The organism is Bizionia sp., assembly GCF_048259285.1.
GTDB classification, from domain to species: Bacteria; Bacteroidota; Bacteroidia; order Flavobacteriales; family Flavobacteriaceae; genus Algorimicrobium; species Algorimicrobium hallyeonense.
In genome coordinates, this window is sequence record NZ_JBLXHU010000002.1 from 54,246 (window position 1) to 71,014 (window position 16,769).

Consider the following 16,769-nt stretch of genomic DNA (forward strand, 5'->3'; position numbering starts at 1 on the left):
TATCCAGAAATCGCAATGGTTTATGTATTGATTTTTATCTTTGCGCTTATTTAATTTTTATTGATATATAAAATGGCAAATGCATTTGTTGAAGATTTAAGATGGCGTGGAATGGTACATGATATCATGCCCGGAACGGAAGAGCAACTTTCTAAAGAAATGACAACCGCTTATATAGGTTTCGACCCAACTTCAGATTCGCTTCATATTGGTAGTTTAGTGCCTATTATTTTATTGGTACACCTTGAAAAAGCGGGACATAAACCCATGGCTTTAGTAGGTGGTGCTACAGGAATGATTGGTGATCCTTCAGGAAAAAGCGATGAGCGTAACCTTTTGGATGAAGAAGCGTTAAGTAAAAATGTTGCGGGAATTAAAGGCGTATTGTCACGTTTTTTAGATTTCGATTCCAAAGCGAAAAACGCTCCAGTTCTAGTGAATAATTACGATTGGATGAAAGATTTTTCATTCATTGATTTTGCTAGAGATGTTGGTAAGCGTATTACCGTAAATTACATGATGTCCAAAGACTCTGTAAAAAAACGTTTTTCAGGGGAAGATGGCAACGTTGGCATGTCATTTACAGAGTTTACATATCAATTAATTCAGGGCTACGATTTTTATTACTTGTATAAAAATCATAACGTATTACTTCAAATGGGAGGAAGTGATCAGTGGGGAAATATTACAACCGGAACCGAATTGGTAAGACGTATGCATGTTGGAGAAGAAGCCAAAGCCTTTGCCATGACTTGTCCTTTAATTACTAAAGCAGACGGTTCAAAATTTGGTAAAAGCGAAGGTGGCAATATTTGGTTAGATGCTGATAAAACATCGGTTTATAAATTCTACCAATTCTGGCTAAACACCTCTGATGAAGATGCTGAAAAGTATATCAAAATTTTTACATTTTTAGATAGAGCAACTATAGAACAATTAATAAAAGATCATCAAGAATCACCACATTTACGATTGCTTCAAAAGCGTTTAGCGGAAGAAGTAACGACCTTTGTACATTCCAAAGCTGATTTTGAAAATGCGGAAAAGGCCTCTCATATTTTATTTAGCAAATCGTTTAAAGCTGATATAAAAACCCTGGATGAAAAAACATTTTTAGATGTTTTTGAAGGTGTGCCTTTAGCAGAAATTACTAGAACAGATTTTGATAAAGGTTTAGATATGATTGGTGCTTTAGCAGCTCACACTAATTTTTTAGCTTCTAATGGTGAAGCTAGGCGTGCGCTAAAAGAAAATTCCATTTCTGTGAATAAGGAAAAAGTTACTGATACCTATATGCTTTCAGATGATGATTTAATAAATAATCAATACATCATTATTAATAAAGGAAAGAAAAACACCTATATATTAAAGGTAATCTAATGTTCGTTCAGATATAAAATAAGAAAGGTTATAAATAGAAACGTCCCGAATTAATTCGGGACGTTTCATTTCTAATCAACCAACTAAAAAAAATTAATCTTTTTCATAGTATAGGTTTAGTCGTAATAATTGTCAATTCCTTACAAAGCCATTAAATTACATCCACGAATATCTGAATTATCAAAGCGTCCAATAATTTCAAAAGACCCATCTGTGTGTATTTTTCCTAAATCTTGTGTTGCAAGGAATGCACAGGAATTTATATTGGCTAAATCTATTATATTTAAGCCGCCGGTTTTACCAGATTTTTGAATGGTTAAGGCATCTTCTGTATCACGGGTTAAAACGCGCATCCATGGTGGGCAATTAAAAATGCCATGGCCTTTGGAATAAGCCTGACTTAATAATTCGGTCATACCATACTCACTATGAATTTCAAGAACACCGAATCCTTCTTTTAAAATATCATGAAGTTCATTTCTAATCAATTCTTTGCGTCTGCCTTTCATGCCACCTGTTTCCATAACGATGGTGTTTTTCAATTGAAATTGATGAAATTCTACCAAATCCAATAGCGCAAAGGACACACCAATGAGTATTACCTTTCGGTTTTGAGATTCTAATTTTAATAAGGTATTTTTTAATGCCTCTAAATTGTTTAAATAGAAACCGCTTTCAACCTTTTTTGATTGTTTTATTAACGCATCTGCCATATATATTAATGACGAGCCATCACGTTCCAAATAACTCGGAAGTAAGGCTAAAACCACATAGTCTTCAACGTTACCGTAAAAGGTTTCAAAACCGGTTTCAAAGCTCTGTTCGTATACAGATAAGTCGGTTACAAAGTGTTTGCTAGTTGATTGTCCCGTAGTTCCAGAACTTGTAAATATTTTTTGAACTGTATGGGTTGTGCTTACAATATTATGTGACTTAAAAAACTGAATTGGCAGGAATGGAATGTCTTCGAATTGATGAATATCACTCGGGTTTTTATATAACAAATCGCAAAAAGAACGATACACGATATTGTTTTCAAACTGATATTTAAAAACTTCAAGCGCCTGTTTTTGGAATGCTTGTTCGGAATTAATGTTAAAAATGTCAGACGGTTGTATCATGACAACAAAAGTATGTAAAATAAAAAAGCGCTACCAATTGGTAGCGCTTTAAAAATTATAAATAGAGTTGATTATTTAATTACTAATTTTTTAGTAACTGAATTTCCATTTTGAGTTATTCTTAAAATATACAACCCAGAATTTAATGACGATACATTAAGACTGTTATTTGAAATTGTATGATTCAATACGTTCTTTCCTAATACATCATAAACGTTTACCGAAATAGCTTCAGCAGACGGGCTTGAAATGTTTACAAAACCGTTTGTTGAAGGGTTTGGATAGACATTGAAAGTCGTTGATGTAAATGAATCTGTTGATAAGGTATTAGAGTATGATCCAACCGGCACTGGTGTAACAGCGGCAGCATTCGTTGTTTCGCCATCTAAAGCATCAATACCACTAAACGACCAGTTAGCAATTACAAAACCACCATCAGGACCCGTATCTGATACTCTGTAAGCCCAGCCATCAGTATATTCCCAAGCTTCGCCTGTACCATCAACGTTAATATCACCAAAAGTATCAATAACAACGCCGTTTTCAAATAATTCCACAGCATCATCACCATTAATACCCATTGGGCCAGAAGCTGTATAATCAGGAGCAAAACCAAAGAAATTAGCGAACTCTACAGCTTCAGAAGCTACATAGATAAAATCTCCAGCTGACGCAGAAACTGCTGGGAATGTAAATTCTTGTCCATCAGTTCCACCACCATTATTAGCACTGCCTAAGCCATATAAACTTAAATCGGCAACATTTTGTAAAACATAAATTTCAACACCTTTTGGAGTTCCTCCACCTAGAGGACCATCAAAAACTGCTGTTAAAACAAGTGAATTTGTAGCGGCACCAAAGACATTACCAGATAATGCTACGGTTTGATCCGTTGTTCCAGTGGAAGCAACTGTTACATCACCAGCATAGCTATTTACAGGTAAACCAGCAGCAAGTCTAACAAATACATCTGTACTCGCTATTGCTCCTGTACCATCAGGTGTAATAGAAACTGAAGAAGCAAAACCACTACCAGAAGTTAACGAAACTTCAAAGCTTGTTGGCGCAGTAACTACAATATCGTTTGTTAAAAACAAACCTTCAACTGAAAAGGAATCTTCGTTAGAAGGACCAGAACCTACTGAATAATTAAGTGCATTTACAAAGGCCGTTACCGTTACTAAAGGATTAGCAGCTGAAACAGTTCCTGATAAAGCTACAACACCGTCTGAAGCTCCTACTGCAGAAGCTGTAGCGTTTCCTGTATACGTAGCAGGGGTTAAACCACTAGCTAAACGTACATAAACAATTGTACTCGCAGCAACGCCAGTACCATCAGTTGGAACAGTTACAAACGTTGTAAAACCACTACCAGACGTTAATGACACTTCAAAGTTAGAAGGCGCAGTTACGGTAATATCCGTTGATAAGTTAACACCACCAACACTAAAAGAATCTTCAGCAGAAGGACCATTTCCTTCAAAATAGTCTAATCCAGCTACATCAGCACCTACAGTAATTAAAGGGCCTGTTGCAGTACCAATCCAGCTACCCGGATCGAAATTTACAGTATCTTGAGGTGTACCTACATGAGATGTACATCCAGAAACTGTACTATCAGCCCAAACATTCCATTCAGATTCATCCCAAGTTGGATTTCCTGAAGTTACAGATGCTTTTCTCTCTGCACGTCCATCTTCAAATTCGTGACATGTTCCAGTACCATCTTCACCAGGCACACCAAATTGGTCAACTAATGTTGCACCATCATATAATTCTAAATTATCATCACCATTACTTCCTGCAACATCGTTAGAGGCTGGGTCCCATTGGTTTGGGGCAAAGCCATATGTGTCTAGAAATACAGAGTCTTCCGGTCCTGTAGCAATAATGTAAAAACCACCAGCTGGAATTGTACCAGTTAAAGCTAATGTTTGAGATACCGTTGCACTAGCATTTGTATATTTGTCTATTCGCCAAGTGCTTAAATCAACAGCGGTTGCGCCCGCATTGTATAACTCAATATAGCGAGCATCCGCATTATCATTTGGATCTGCAAGTTCAGTAATAAAGACTTGACCAAAAGAAGTCATCGTCATTAAAACCGTTAATAATAAAAAGTAAATTTTTTTCATAATTGAATGTTTAATTGTTTTAAAAGAATTAAAAAACAAATATACGTAGAATTAGCCTTTTATCTAAAAATATTAATAGATAAGTTGCTTTTTTACAATAAGATAATATAGGTAATATTTATTTAACAATCAGCTTTCTAGTAGCGCTGATATTGTTTTCCGTAATCTTAATGATGTAGATACCTGGCTTTATTTTGGAGATGTTTAATTCTTTGCCAGAAAGTGTTTCGGATAGAATTTTTTTACCAAGAACATTATAAATTTCAACTTGTTTTGTTAAGTTGTTTTTAGTAACTACATATAATTTACCGTGACTAACAGGATTTGGATAAACGGATAAGTTCTCCATGTTTTCTTCCTGAATCATATCATTTTTATCTGATGATTGTGCAAAGCCAATACGGCTGAAAAGCATAAAAAAAAGAAAAAGTAAATAGGTAATCGTTTTCATAAGCAACAATACATGACATTAGTAAAGATACAAAAATAATATATCAAATAGTTTGCCAAAAAATGAAAACTAGCTCATGTTATTATTATCAACTTGTAAGCTTAAGGTTACCTTAATGTTATTTATAGTTGTTAGAGGTTTTTAGCAGCTTATAAATTTTATCTTTGCAAGAGTCAATGTTTAGAGCTTTATGAAAAAACGCAATATCAAAATTTTATTAGTAGATGACGAACCAGATATTTTAGAAATAGTTGGGTATAATTTATCTTCTGAAGGCTATGAAATTTTTACAGCAAAAAATGGATTGAAAGCCGTAAAACTTGCAAAAAAAGTAAGGCCGCATCTGATTATAATGGATGTTATGATGCCTGAAATGGACGGTATTGAAGCCTGTGAGCTTCTGCGCAAAGAACCCGATTTAAAAGAAACTATTATAACCTTTTTAACTGCTCGTGGTGAAGATTATTCGCAAGTTGCGGGATTTGACGCAGGAGCTGATGATTATATTACGAAACCTATAAAACCTAAAGTTTTAATCAGTAAAGTGAAATCGTTATTGCGTCGTTTCAAAGAAGATACACCAACGGAAGCCATTGTTGAAATTGGTAATTTGGTGATTAATAGGGAAGAGTATAAAATTGTTCTAAATGATGAGGAACTAATTTTGCCTAGAAAAGAATTTGAATTATTATCTTTATTGGCATCAAAACCAGGCAAAGTTTTTAAAAGAGAAGATATCCTTGATAAAGTCTGGGGAAATGAAGTGGTTGTTGGTGGTCGTACTATAGATGTTCATATTAGAAAATTACGTGAAAAAATTGGAGACGATTCATTTAAAACCGTTAAAGGTGTTGGTTATAAGTTTGTGGATTAATGCAAAAACTAAAAAAAACGTATAAGTTCGCGATTAAAACATCGCTATTTATTACCATATTGTTAACACTCCTTTTGAGTGTTTTTTTGTTTGCCCTTCAAGCATTTACATGGCTAATTATACCATTTGTTTTACTGTTTGGAGCAGTTTCCTTTGTTATTATTCAATATCGCGTAGAGCGCTTTATATATAGACGTGTAAAAAAAATATACGACGATTTAACCCTTCTAGAATCAGCTTCTTTAACCAAACAACCCATAACTACTGATATGGCAACGCTTACCAAGGAAATTGATAAGTATGCAAAAGACAAGAAATTGGAAATTGAAACGCTTAAAGTTCGTGAGGAATACCGAAAAGAATTTTTAGGAAACGTATCTCATGAATTAAAAACACCATTATTCACTGTTCAGGGCTATATTTTAACCTTATTAGATGGTGCTATTGATGATAAACGTATTCGAAAACGCTATTTACAGCGGGCTAGTAAAGGTGTAGAACGCCTTATTTATATTGTGAAAGATTTGGATATGATTACCAAATTAGAAGTGGGTGATTTAAGTTTAAAGAAAGAAGTTTTTGATGTGGTTGAACTCATTAAAAATGTTTTCGAATTGCTTGAAATGAAAGCCGCCAAAAAGAAAATCACTTTGACTTTTGATAGAGTTTACCCGGAAGCAATTCTAGTTTATGCAGATAAGGAACGGATTGAGCAAGTTATTACTAACCTTGTTGTAAACTCCATTAAATATGGAAGAGAAAAAGGCACCACAGAAATTGGCATTGAAAACTTAATTAAAAATAAAGTCATTGTTCGCGTTACTGATAATGGCGAAGGAATTACCGAAGAGAATTTATCACGAATTTTTGAACGCTTTTTCCGCGTTGATAAAAGTGGTTCGCGAAAAGAAGGTGGATCAGGTTTAGGCTTATCCATTGTAAAGCATATTATTGAAGCGCATAACGAGCGCATTTACATGGAAAGCGAATTGGAAGTGGGTAGCGAGTTTTCATTCAGTATGGAAAAGGCTAAATAAGTCGGTATAATCTATCTTATAATTATAAGCACTCAAACCTTTGTAATCGCATACAGACTTCAGTTTGTCCATGGTAAATTCATCCTGTTTGCAATAGGGAGCCAAATTGGTTTCTTGCAACCGTTCAGCTAAATAGTTTTGCTCAAATTGTCCTGGAGTGGGAATAAAGAAGGCTTTCTTCTCTAATTTTGCTAAATCCATGATGGTTGTGTAACCTGATCTTGAAACAATTAATTGACTTTGGTTGATAGCATCTTCCAACAAACTACTAGTTAAATAATTGTAAATCGTGATATTACCAACAACATTTTTTAGTATTTCGCTTTCTACAATGCCTTTTACCAAAATTACGTGGCCATTAAATGTAGCAAATTCATGCAAGAGCTTTGTTTCTAAATATTGACGTTGCGGCTCGGGGCCAGAAAGAATAACAAGAACGTCGTGTTTTATTGGACGCTTTTTTTTAACAAATCGGCTTAATGGACCTATATATTTTACTTTAGAATTGGGCTTTTTAGTATGTCCTAGTTTGCCGCTTAAATTAGTGCTTTCAGCAACGTCGGGAACCCAACATTGGGTGAATTTATTTATAATATGACTATGCATTTTAGTACTAAACCATGTGGTGCTTCCGCTTAAAACTCGCAGTTGATGCGTGATAAATACCGAAGGGATGTCACGTGAATACACACCAAAACGATTATCTGAAATAAGGCCTTTAATTTGATATTCGGCAATAATTTTATCGGTTGCTAATTTTTCTGCCTTTATATTTTTTAAAATTTTTGGAGAATCTTTAAGTAGTTTGTATTTAAAGTTTTTCCCATTTTTTGCATAGGTAATATTGTAAGCGGGTAACTCTAAACAAGTAAGTTCAGGGAATTCATACTTCAGTAAAGTCAATGCAGCACCATCACTAGCCAATATGGGTATAAAATTTTGCTGAAGGAGTGCCTTAATAATTGGAATGCATCTAGTAGCATGACCAAGTCCCCAATTTATAGGCGCAACCAAAATGTGTTTTTTTTCTTCCATGAAAAACAAAGGTAAGCATATATGCACTTCCACATATTTACGTAATTTTGTCAAAACTTTTTTAAACAATACAATAAAATTGGGTAGTAAAAATAAATTAAGACGTTTTAACGAAAACGAGACCTTTAAAAATGTTGTTCAACCAACACGTGAGGAGCTTGTGAATAAAGAATTTGCCTTAAAAGGACATTGGAATCGCGATTTTTTTAAAAATGAGCATCCTATCGTTTTAGAATTAGGTTGTGGTAAAGGTGAATATACCACGGCGATGGCAGAAAAATATCCCCATAAGAATTTTATTGGTGTGGATATAAAAGGTGCACGTTTTTGGCGAGGAGCTAAAACAGCACTTGAAAATAATATGCCTAATGTTGGTTTTTTGCGTACGCAGATTGAATTAATAGATCATGCTTTTGCCGCGCACGAGGTGGATGAAATTTGGATTACTTTTCCGGATCCACAAATAAAATATAAACGGACCAAGCACCGAATGACGAATGCTGAATTTCTAGCACGTTATAAAACCATTTTAAAACCAGATGGTGTCATGAATTTAAAAACCGATAGCGAATTTATGCATGGCTATACATTAGGTTTACTGCATGGAGCAGGTCATGAGGTGTTATACGCCAATCATAATGTTTATAAACAAGAAGGAAGTCCCGAGGAAGTAACGAGTATACAAACTTTTTACGAAAATCAATATTTAGAACAAAACAAACCAATTACGTATATTCGGTTTAAAATTAAAGGTTAGTGAATATATCGCTTGTTTTCTTTATTAGTTTTCTGACAACTTTCTTGGCAACATTGCCACCAGGATTGTTGAACATGACAGCTGCTAAAATCAGCTTAAAAGAAAACCTGACTCGAGGGATTATGTTCTCTTTAGGCGCTTGTTTAATCATTATATTTCAGGCGCTAATAGCAACTGTTTTTGCACGCTATTTAAGTAATCATCCAGACGTTATTGAAATTTTACGTATCGTGGCTTTAATTATTTTCGCCATAATAAGTGTGTACTTTCTGTTTATAGCCAAGAGTACTGAAAAAGAGAAAAAAGATGTTGATGTTCGGAGTAAAACAAGCCGATTTTTTCATGGTATGTTTTTGTCGTCTATAAATGTCTTTCCTATTCCATTCCAAGCTTATGTAGCTATTAGTTTAGCGTCATTTGGAGTATTAGAATTTCATAACATTGGAATTGCTTCGTATGTGTTAGGTGCCTCTTCTGGGGCTTTTGTGGCTTTGTATATTTACATGATCTTTTTTGATAAAATTAAAGATCGGAAAATAGCCTCTCAAAAAAGCATGAATTATCTTATTGGTATTATTACTGGACTGGTGGCAATTGTAACGCTCTTCAATATTTTAAAGGATTTATAATGAAATTAGAAACGCTTAATTTTTATGAGAAGGTTTATGAGGTGGCAAGGCTAATTCCTTATGGTCGTGTAACTAGTTACGGTGCTATTGCCAAATATTTGGGAGCAGCACGCAGCGCACGAATGGTTGGTTATGCTATGAATGGTTCGCACACCAAGGATGTTCCGGCACATCGCGTAGTAAATAGAAAAGGTTTGTTAACTGGTAAGCATCATTTTCATGGTACCAACCTCATGCAACAACTTTTAGAAAATGAAGGTGTTAAGGTGATTGAAAATCAAATTCAGGATTTTGATAGGCTTTTTTGGGAACCTATGAGGGAGCTATAAGCTTTCCCTGCTTTTTAATGAAGGTAAAAAATATATGTAAAGACCTCGATAACCAAACTAAATCCAAGCATCAATCATTTCAATTAAAGCATTTCAAATTCTAAACAATTCACTGTATATTTGTAGTTTAGAATTATTCTCAATAAACTATTAAGCAACTATTGTTACAAACACAAACAATAGCTGTTTTATCTTTACAAAATAGTATGGCTATGAAATTAGAAAAACAAGATATATTAAAGGCACTCGAAACCATAACAGTTCCTGGCGAAGGGCAAAATATGGTGGCAAGTGGTGCTGTAAAAAATGTGATGACCTTTGGTGATGAGGTTATTGTAGATATTACCATTACCAATCCAACCTTACAAGCCAAAAAGAAAACTGAAGTTGAAATACTAAAAGCTATTCATGAGCATGTTTATGAAAAAGCTAAAATCACTATTAATGTGAAGGTAGATGTGCCAGCTGCAAAACCTAAAAATGAAATTAAAGGAAAAGCCATTCCTGGTATTAAAAATATAATAGCTGTAGCTTCCGGAAAAGGAGGTGTAGGAAAATCTACTGTTACGGCAAATTTAGCCGTAACCTTATCTAAAATGGGTTTTAAAGTTGGGGTTTTGGATGCCGATATTTACGGACCATCCATGCCAATTATGTTCGATGTTGAAAATGAAAGACCTTTAGCAACCACAATTGATGGAAAATCTAAAATGAAACCCGTTGAAAATTACGGTGTTAAAATTTTATCCATTGGCTTTTTTACACAACCAAATCAAGCGGTTGTTTGGCGTGGTCCTATGGCAGCAAAAGCATTAAATCAAATGATTTTTGATGCTCATTGGGGCGAACTCGATTTCATGTTAATTGATTTACCACCTGGAACAGGAGATATTCACTTAAGCATTATGCAATCGCTTCCTATTACAGGAGCAGTAGTTGTTAGTACACCACAAAATGTGGCACTCGCCGATGCTAAAAAAGGTGTCGCCATGTTTCAACAAGAAAGCATTAATGTACCCGTTTTAGGGATTATAGAAAATATGGCTTATTTCACACCAGAGGAATTACCAAATAATAAATATTATATATTTGGTCAAGAAGGTGCTAAAAATTTAGCTTCGGATTTAAATGTGCGTTTTCTTGGTGAAATTCCATTAGTGCAAAGTATCCGTGAAGCAGGGGATTTAGGTCGTCCAGCAGCCATGCAAACAGCAACACCACTTGAAAAAGCTTTTGAAAAGTTGACCCAAAATGTTGTTGAAGAAGTAGTAAAGCGTAATGATGATTTACCACCAACTGAAGCAATTAAAATTACCACCATGGCTGGATGTTCAGCCGTTAAAAAATAGGTTATGACCACAGAAGAACTACGATTAAACATTGAAAAGGCACTGGATGAAATCCGTCCATTTTTACAAAGTGATGGAGGCGATATTTCGTTGTTATCTATTGAAGATGATAAACTTGTTAAGGTGCAATTGCAAGGTGCATGTGTAGGTTGTAGCGTAAACCAAATGACCTTAAAGTCAGGTGTAGAAATGACAATTAAAAAGTATGCACCACAAATACAAGAGGTTATAAATGTTGAAGCTTAAATGATCACTGCCGTTTAGGAGTTGGTCAGGCTTTTACTACGCGCACTCGTTTAAAAGCGCAAACAAATTACGCAATCGGTTAGGCAACCTGATAAATATCATACTATGTAGCATATATTTATTAGAAATTTGTATCCGAAATTAAAGTTGAATAAAAAGAATTTCCCAGGGAATTGGGTAAGACTATGATCAAAACAGATATACTTATTATTGGCGCTGGGCCAACCGGATTATTTACCGTTTTTGAAGCTGGATTATTAAAGTTAAAATGTCATCTTATTGATGCATTACCACAAGCAGGTGGGCAATGTACCGAACTATATCCTAAAAAACCCATTTATGATATTCCCGCTTACCCAGAAATTTTGGCAGGCGATTTAACACTTAAACTCTTGGAGCAATGCAAGCAATTTGAACCAGGATTTACACTGGGTGAACGAGCCGAAACCATAGAAAAACAAGAAGATGGCAGTTTTATTGTAACGACCAATAAAGGAACACAGCATCAAGCACCTGTTGTTGCTATTGCTGGTGGTTTGGGTAGTTTTGAACCACGAAAACCGTTAATTGATAATCTGGCACATTTTGAAGATAAAGGTGTGGAATACATGATTAAAGATCCTGAAATTTATCGTGATAAAAAAGTGGTAATTGCGGGAGGTGGCGATTCGGCATTGGACTGGAGTATATTTTTAAGCAATATAGCAAGCGAGGTAACCCTTATTCACCGTAGAAATGAATTCCGTGGCCATTTGGATTCTGTTGAAAAAGTTCAAGAACTAAAAAATCAAGGAAAAATAAATCTGATTACACCTGCTGAAGTCATTGGTCTGGTTGGGCATAATAAACTTCAAGCTGTGGTGGTGTCACAACCCACCCAAATTGAAACAGAATATGAAATCGAGTGCGACCATTTTATTCCGCTTTTCGGGCTATCGCCTAAATTGGGTCCTATTGCCGATTGGGGATTAGAAATTGAAAAAAATGCCATTAAAGTAGATAATTGCTTGGATTATCAAACTAATATTCCCGGAATTTTTGCCATTGGAGATGTTAACACATATCCAGGTAAATTAAAACTAATTTTATGTGGTTTCCATGAGGCAACACTTATGTGTCAATCAGCTTATAAAATTATAAATCCAGGAAAACGCTATGTGCTAAAGTATACAACCGTAGCTGGTGTAGATGGTTTTGATGGTAGTAGAAAAGAAGCGCCAAAGGCTGTAGTTAAAGCCTTCGATTAATATTACGTCCTTTAGATTGTCAAAAAAAAATACTTAAGATGGAACAAGATATTAATATAACAATTATAGACCGTGATGGGGTTTCTCATTCTATTGAAGCACCTACAGACATGGCTATGAATCTCATGGAAGTTGTTCGTAGTTATGAGCTAGCTCCAGAAGGAACTATAGGTATTTGTGGCGGTATGGCTATGTGTGCTAGTTGTCAATGTTATGTTTTAAGTGATACACCATTACCGGAAAAGCAAGATGATGAAGAAGCCATGTTGTCTGAAGCATTTAATGTAAAAGATAATTCGCGTTTAGGCTGTCAAATCCAAATGACACCGGAAATGGAAGGGTTAAAAGTAGAATTAGCGCCAGAAGAATAGATTTAACACCAATTTTCTGTATCATTGTTTGTGCCTTATTGACATTTTTTGTATTCTATATTTCCGAAATACTAATCCTTTAAAAGTCATTTATGGCATTATTTAAAATATTTGTAGATAAGAAAGGACTTTACCACTTTTTATTAAAATCCGATTCCAAACATATCGTTTTTATAAGTGCAGGCTTTTCTTCTAAAGCAAATTGCATTAAGAAAATTCAAACGGTTAAACATAATTCGAAAAATGATCGTGCATTTTCCCGTTTAAAATCAAAATATGGCAATCCCTATTTTAAATTTAGAAAAATTAAAACGGACGAAACAATTGGCATTAGTGAGTTGTTTTTAAATAAATCATTAATGGAGCGTAAAATTGAAGCCATTAAGCAATCGGCAGTTCATGCTCCTATTGATAAGTTAACCTATACTATTTAGCTTGGTAATCTGTTAATTTTCGTGGTCCTTCTAGTAGCACACGTACAACTCGTAATGTGCCATCATCCGTTGTTGCAATTTGCCATTTTATTAACGCTATTTCGCCATTTTCAATTTCAATACCAGTAATACTTCTAGGGAAAACACAAGAACCATCATTAAAAAAAGCTATGTCCTTTGGTTCTGGAAATCGAGGTCTGTGGGTATGCCCAACAATGGTAATCAGATTGTTATTTTGTGTAATCCAGTTTTTTATAAGTCGTTCAATTCGCATCAATTCCAAACGGTTTTTTGCAGGACTTGTGGGGTTTGATATTCCCATCACATTTAAGGGTTTCCATAGAACACGAACCAAAAATCGGCTCCATTTCCAAAACGTATAATTCCACCAATCAGCTTGATGACCGTGGGTTAAAAAAAGTTCTTGTTGCGTTTCTTCATGCTTTAAAACAATAGCTTCATTAATTTGAATATCAGGAAATAAAGGTTCCGCCTTTCCGGTTATGGGTTCAAAATAAGTGGATAAATGCTTTTTAACATAATTAGGGTCTTTGTAAACCATGTCATGATTTCCATATAGTAGATGCAATCGGTTGTTTTTGTAGAATTCCTTGAGCAATAAATACACATGCTTATGCGCTTCAAAAATGGTTTTGAAGGTTCTGTGTTCCCAAAGCTCATCACCATCACCTAGTTCAATATAAGTGAACCCTTCAGCATAATAGTGTTTTAAGGCATGGAAATAGGCGTTTTGATTGTTGGCGAAATCGTCGGCAAAACTATTGTCGCCTCTGTGACAATCACTAAATAGTACAAATTTAGAACGATTATCAAACTTGATGATTTTTGCCTCATGTAAAGCTCTATCTAAACGTTTTTTGCTGGATATCATAACGTAAATGTAAACAAAAATGCATAAAAAATGCTTCCCAACTATGAGAAGCATTTTCTTGAAATTTTAAATATTAATCACGCCCGATTAACATTCAGGCAGCGCAATATTAAATTATTTAAAAGCATTTAATCCTGTAACATCCATTCCTGTAATGAGTAAATGAATGTCATGCGTGCCTTCATAAGTAATAACACTTTCAAGGTTCATGGAATGGCGCATAATAGAATATTCACCCGTAATTCCCATGCCACCTAACATTTGGCGTGCTTCACGTGCAATTTTAATGGCCATCTCCACATTATTACGTTTTGCCATAGATATTTGTGCAGATGTTGCGGTTCCGTTTTCACGCATAACACCAAGTCTCCAAGCTAATAATTGTGCTTTGGTGATTTCGGTAATCATTTCTGCTAATTTTTTTTGTTGCAATTGAAATTGTCCAATGGGTTTGCCAAATTGAATACGTTCTTTACTGTAACGTAAAGCGGTATCATAACAATCCATAGCTGCTCCAATAGCTCCCCAAGCAATACCAAAACGTGCAGAGTCTAGACAGCCAAGTGGAGCGCCTAATCCAGATTTGTTTGGTAATAGGTTCTCTTTAGGAATTTTTACATTATCAAAAATAAGTTCGCCAGTTGCAGAGGCACGAAGCGACCATTTATTATGGGTTTCAGGTGTTGTAAAACCTTCCATACCGCGTTCTACAATTAATCCGTGAATACGGCCTTCTTCATTTTTAGCCCAAACCACAGCTATTTGACAAAATGGTGCGTTGGAAATCCACATTTTTGCACCATTTAAAAGATAGTGGTCACCCATATCTTTAAAGTTTGTTGTCATGCCGCCAGGATTAGATCCATGATCAGGTTCCGTTAATCCAAAAGAACCAATCCATTCACCAGATGCTAATTTTGGTAAATATTTGTTGCGTTGTGCCTCATTACCATATTTCCAAATTGGGTACATAACTAAAGACGATTGAACCGAAGCTGTACTTCTAACCCCAGAATCACCACGTTCAATTTCCTGCATGATTAAGCCATAAGATATTTGATCCAATCCTGCGCCACCATATTCTTCTGGAATATACGGGCCAAAAGCACCAATCTCTGCTAGTCCTCCAATAATAGATTTAGGAAATTCTGCATTTTGTGCAGCTTCTTCAATAATTGGAGATACATCGCGCTTCACCCATTCTCTAGCAGCATCACGTACTAATTTATGTTCTTCTGTTAAAAGCTCATCCAAGTTATAATAATCAGGAGCTTCAAATAAATCTGGCTTCATATTAATTGTTTTGTTATAAATGTCTAGCAAAGATAATGAAAACGTTTTCAGTCAACAATTTAATAATCTTTTTTTCAGCGTTAAAAATGGGCGTATTTATCTCCTATTCCATTGCAATATAAAACTAGAAAAAATCATTTTTCTTTCTTCAATAAATAGGCATAGGGCTCCATGCCTTTGGTGTGGTCAAAAACAACTTTCAATACAGCAATTAAAGGCAAAGAAATTACGGCACCAACAACACCCCAAAGGGTTGAGAATAAAATAATTCCAAATATGGTTATAAAAGGATTTAAATTAATTTCGTCTCCTATAACCCAAGGTGTCAACACGTAATTTTCAATTAATTGCGCTGCTGAAACCACACCAATAACTATAAGTGCTGGTGTGGATCCTGCATATAAATAGGAAAGAATAACCGCAACACCACCACCAATTACATTTCCAACATAAGGTACAATGGAAAATAATGCGGCAAAAAGCGCTAAAAATAAAGCGTAAGGAACAGATCCTATTAGAAACCCAATATAGTAGATGCCGAAAAGGAATAACATAATTTTACCCTTTCCAACAAAATAGTTTTTTGTGATTTTTGCTGAATTCACTAAAAGGGAACTCATAGCTTTATCATTAGAAGATAGCTTTTTGAAAAAATTTATAAATTGTTTCTTTTGCATTAGAAACAGAATGATATAAACAAAAATTATAAGAGATTGGGAGAGTAAACTCATTAAGGATGATAGGAATGCACTAGCCAAGCCTTCAGCTTTTTGAACCAATTTTTTATTGTTATCTATATAATCTTTATAATTCCAATTTAATTGCTCATTTGTCCATTGTGAGAAAACATTCAGTTTTTCTGTGGCTTTTTCCTTCATAGTTGGCCAATCTTCAGCCATATTATTTATTTGAGAGCTTATAAGCCAAAAGAGTAATGAAAATACGGCAAGCATTAGCAAAATGGCTATCGTTATAGCCAACCAATTTGGTAACCTCCAGCTTTTAAATTTTTTTACTGGAATATCAAGTAAAATAGCAATGATAGCAGCCACTAATAAGGGCATAATTAGACTTTGTCCAAAATACAACAAGGTCAAAGTGCCACCAAATAGTAAAAGTGTCTTTATTTGATTTAATGCTGAAATTTCTATTTTAGGTGTGCTCAAAATTGGAAGGAATTATAGTGTTT

18 protein-coding genes are annotated in these 16,769 nt (G+C 34.8%); 11 read left to right on the forward strand and 7 right to left on the reverse strand.

Features of this window, described 5'->3' with window-relative positions:
• Positions 1–72 precede the first annotated feature (72 nt).
• On the forward strand, positions 73–1,380 hold the full coding sequence (tyrS, locus tag ACN0QX_RS01220; RefSeq protein ID WP_248396260.1) for a tyrosine--tRNA ligase: 1,308 nt from the start codon (positions 73–75) through the stop codon (positions 1,378–1,380).
• 140 nt (positions 1,381–1,520) lie between these two features.
• Here tyrS and ACN0QX_RS01225 read toward each other — a convergent pair whose 3' ends face one another.
• From ACN0QX_RS01225 to ACN0QX_RS01235, 3 genes are all read right to left on the reverse strand, one after another.
• Positions 1,521–2,501 (reverse strand): acyl transferase, encoded by a 981-nt coding sequence (locus tag ACN0QX_RS01225; RefSeq protein ID WP_417195116.1) that lies wholly within the window; start codon positions 2,499–2,501, stop codon positions 1,521–1,523.
• A gap of 71 nt (positions 2,502–2,572) precedes the next feature.
• Positions 2,573–4,636: a lamin tail domain-containing protein gene (locus ACN0QX_RS01230; RefSeq protein ID WP_248396255.1), complete on the reverse strand. Its 2,064-nt coding sequence runs from the start codon at positions 4,634–4,636 to the stop codon at positions 2,573–2,575.
• 118 nt (positions 4,637–4,754) lie between these two features.
• A complete protein-coding gene (locus ACN0QX_RS01235) occupies positions 4,755–5,087 on the reverse strand; it encodes a T9SS type A sorting domain-containing protein (protein WP_248396253.1) in 333 nt (110 codons plus the stop codon).
• A gap of 190 nt (positions 5,088–5,277) precedes the next feature.
• Here ACN0QX_RS01235 and ACN0QX_RS01240 point away from each other — a divergent pair, with 190 nt between their 5' ends.
• Complete coding sequence (locus tag ACN0QX_RS01240) at positions 5,278–5,961, forward strand: response regulator transcription factor (RefSeq protein WP_248396251.1); 684 nt, start codon at positions 5,278–5,280, stop codon at positions 5,959–5,961.
• Positions 5,961–6,998: a sensor histidine kinase gene (locus tag ACN0QX_RS01245; protein WP_248396249.1), complete on the forward strand. Its 1,038-nt coding sequence runs from the start codon at positions 5,961–5,963 to the stop codon at positions 6,996–6,998. The genes ACN0QX_RS01240 and ACN0QX_RS01245 overlap by 1 nt, the downstream gene beginning before the upstream one ends.
• On the opposite strand, the gene ACN0QX_RS01250 is transcribed toward ACN0QX_RS01245, so the two are convergent.
• Positions 6,972–8,033: a glycosyltransferase gene (locus tag ACN0QX_RS01250; protein WP_417195117.1), complete on the reverse strand. Its 1,062-nt coding sequence runs from the start codon at positions 8,031–8,033 to the stop codon at positions 6,972–6,974. The two genes, ACN0QX_RS01245 and ACN0QX_RS01250, sit on opposite strands and share 27 nt — an antisense overlap.
• Before the next feature lie 79 nt (positions 8,034–8,112).
• Here ACN0QX_RS01250 and trmB point away from each other — a divergent pair, with 79 nt between their 5' ends.
• The 8 genes from trmB to ACN0QX_RS01290 all read left to right on the forward strand — a co-directional run bounded on the left by trmB (position 8,113) and on the right by ACN0QX_RS01290 (position 13,395).
• The gene (gene trmB / locus ACN0QX_RS01255; protein ID WP_248396245.1) at positions 8,113–8,790 is read left to right on the forward strand and encodes a tRNA (guanosine(46)-N7)-methyltransferase TrmB; all 678 of its coding nucleotides are present in this window, start codon (positions 8,113–8,115) and stop codon (positions 8,788–8,790) included.
• A 44-nt stretch (positions 8,791–8,834) separates the two neighbouring features.
• On the forward strand, positions 8,835–9,419 hold the full coding sequence (locus tag ACN0QX_RS01260; protein WP_417195118.1) for a LysE family transporter: 585 nt from the start codon (positions 8,835–8,837) through the stop codon (positions 9,417–9,419).
• A complete protein-coding gene (locus tag ACN0QX_RS01265) occupies positions 9,419–9,748 on the forward strand; it encodes an MGMT family protein (protein WP_417195119.1) in 330 nt (109 codons plus the stop codon). The genes ACN0QX_RS01260 and ACN0QX_RS01265 overlap by 1 nt, the downstream gene beginning before the upstream one ends.
• A 212-nt stretch (positions 9,749–9,960) precedes the next feature.
• Positions 9,961–11,097, forward strand: coding sequence for an Mrp/NBP35 family ATP-binding protein (locus tag ACN0QX_RS01270; protein ID WP_248396236.1), 1,137 nt, complete (start codon positions 9,961–9,963; stop codon positions 11,095–11,097).
• Positions 11,098–11,100: 3 nt separating this feature from the next.
• The gene (locus ACN0QX_RS01275) at positions 11,101–11,343 is read left to right on the forward strand and encodes a NifU family protein (protein WP_248396232.1); all 243 of its coding nucleotides are present in this window, start codon (positions 11,101–11,103) and stop codon (positions 11,341–11,343) included.
• Between the two features lie 185 nt (positions 11,344–11,528).
• Positions 11,529–12,590: an NAD(P)/FAD-dependent oxidoreductase gene (locus ACN0QX_RS01280; protein WP_248396229.1), complete on the forward strand. Its 1,062-nt coding sequence runs from the start codon at positions 11,529–11,531 to the stop codon at positions 12,588–12,590.
• Between the two features lie 38 nt (positions 12,591–12,628).
• The gene (locus tag ACN0QX_RS01285; RefSeq protein ID WP_248396225.1) at positions 12,629–12,961 is read left to right on the forward strand and encodes a 2Fe-2S iron-sulfur cluster-binding protein; all 333 of its coding nucleotides are present in this window, start codon (positions 12,629–12,631) and stop codon (positions 12,959–12,961) included.
• Positions 12,962–13,053: 92 nt separating this feature from the next.
• On the forward strand, positions 13,054–13,395 hold the full coding sequence (locus ACN0QX_RS01290; protein ID WP_248396221.1) for a YegP family protein: 342 nt from the start codon (positions 13,054–13,056) through the stop codon (positions 13,393–13,395).
• Here the strand turns inward: ACN0QX_RS01290 and ACN0QX_RS01295 are convergent.
• The 3 genes from ACN0QX_RS01295 to ACN0QX_RS01305 form a co-directional block, all read right to left on the reverse strand.
• The gene (locus tag ACN0QX_RS01295) at positions 13,388–14,287 is read right to left on the reverse strand and encodes a metallophosphoesterase (RefSeq protein ID WP_248396215.1); all 900 of its coding nucleotides are present in this window, start codon (positions 14,285–14,287) and stop codon (positions 13,388–13,390) included. The two genes, ACN0QX_RS01290 and ACN0QX_RS01295, sit on opposite strands and share 8 nt — an antisense overlap.
• A gap of 114 nt (positions 14,288–14,401) precedes the next feature.
• Positions 14,402–15,580: an acyl-CoA dehydrogenase family protein gene (locus ACN0QX_RS01300; RefSeq protein WP_248396212.1), complete on the reverse strand. Its 1,179-nt coding sequence runs from the start codon at positions 15,578–15,580 to the stop codon at positions 14,402–14,404.
• A 134-nt stretch (positions 15,581–15,714) separates the two neighbouring features.
• A complete protein-coding gene (locus ACN0QX_RS01305; protein ID WP_417195120.1) occupies positions 15,715–16,746 on the reverse strand; it encodes an AI-2E family transporter in 1,032 nt (343 codons plus the stop codon).
• Between the last annotated feature and the right edge of the window lie 23 nt (positions 16,747–16,769).

What these genes read in the sequence shown, in the direction of transcription:
- ACN0QX_RS01240 (WP_248396251.1), top strand. Translation starts at nt 5,278, where the DNA reads ATGAAAAAACGCAATATCAAAATTTTATTAGTAGATGACGAACCAGAT.
- ACN0QX_RS01295 (WP_248396215.1), bottom strand. Translation starts at nt 14,287, where the DNA reads ATGATATCCAGCAAAAAACGTTTAGATAGAGCTTTACATGAGGCAAAA.
- ACN0QX_RS01230 (WP_248396255.1), bottom strand. Translation starts at nt 4,636, where the DNA reads ATGAAAAAAATTTACTTTTTATTATTAACGGTTTTAATGACGATGACT.
- ACN0QX_RS01245 (WP_248396249.1), top strand. Translation starts at nt 5,961, where the DNA reads ATGCAAAAACTAAAAAAAACGTATAAGTTCGCGATTAAAACATCGCTA.
- ACN0QX_RS01250 (WP_417195117.1), bottom strand. Translation starts at nt 8,033, where the DNA reads ATGGAAGAAAAAAAACACATTTTGGTTGCGCCTATAAATTGGGGACTT.
- ACN0QX_RS01225 (WP_417195116.1), bottom strand. Translation starts at nt 2,501, where the DNA reads ATGATACAACCGTCTGACATTTTTAACATTAATTCCGAACAAGCATTC.
- ACN0QX_RS01290 (WP_248396221.1), top strand. Translation starts at nt 13,054, where the DNA reads ATGGCATTATTTAAAATATTTGTAGATAAGAAAGGACTTTACCACTTT.
- ACN0QX_RS01265 (WP_417195119.1), top strand. Translation starts at nt 9,419, where the DNA reads ATGAAATTAGAAACGCTTAATTTTTATGAGAAGGTTTATGAGGTGGCA.
- ACN0QX_RS01300 (WP_248396212.1), bottom strand. Translation starts at nt 15,580, where the DNA reads ATGAAGCCAGATTTATTTGAAGCTCCTGATTATTATAACTTGGATGAG.
- tyrS (WP_248396260.1), top strand. Translation starts at nt 73, where the DNA reads ATGGCAAATGCATTTGTTGAAGATTTAAGATGGCGTGGAATGGTACAT.
- ACN0QX_RS01280 (WP_248396229.1), top strand. Translation starts at nt 11,529, where the DNA reads ATGATCAAAACAGATATACTTATTATTGGCGCTGGGCCAACCGGATTA.
- ACN0QX_RS01285 (WP_248396225.1), top strand. Translation starts at nt 12,629, where the DNA reads ATGGAACAAGATATTAATATAACAATTATAGACCGTGATGGGGTTTCT.
- ACN0QX_RS01270 (WP_248396236.1), top strand. Translation starts at nt 9,961, where the DNA reads ATGAAATTAGAAAAACAAGATATATTAAAGGCACTCGAAACCATAACA.
- ACN0QX_RS01235 (WP_248396253.1), bottom strand. Translation starts at nt 5,087, where the DNA reads ATGAAAACGATTACCTATTTACTTTTTCTTTTTTTTATGCTTTTCAGC.
- ACN0QX_RS01275 (WP_248396232.1), top strand. Translation starts at nt 11,101, where the DNA reads ATGACCACAGAAGAACTACGATTAAACATTGAAAAGGCACTGGATGAA.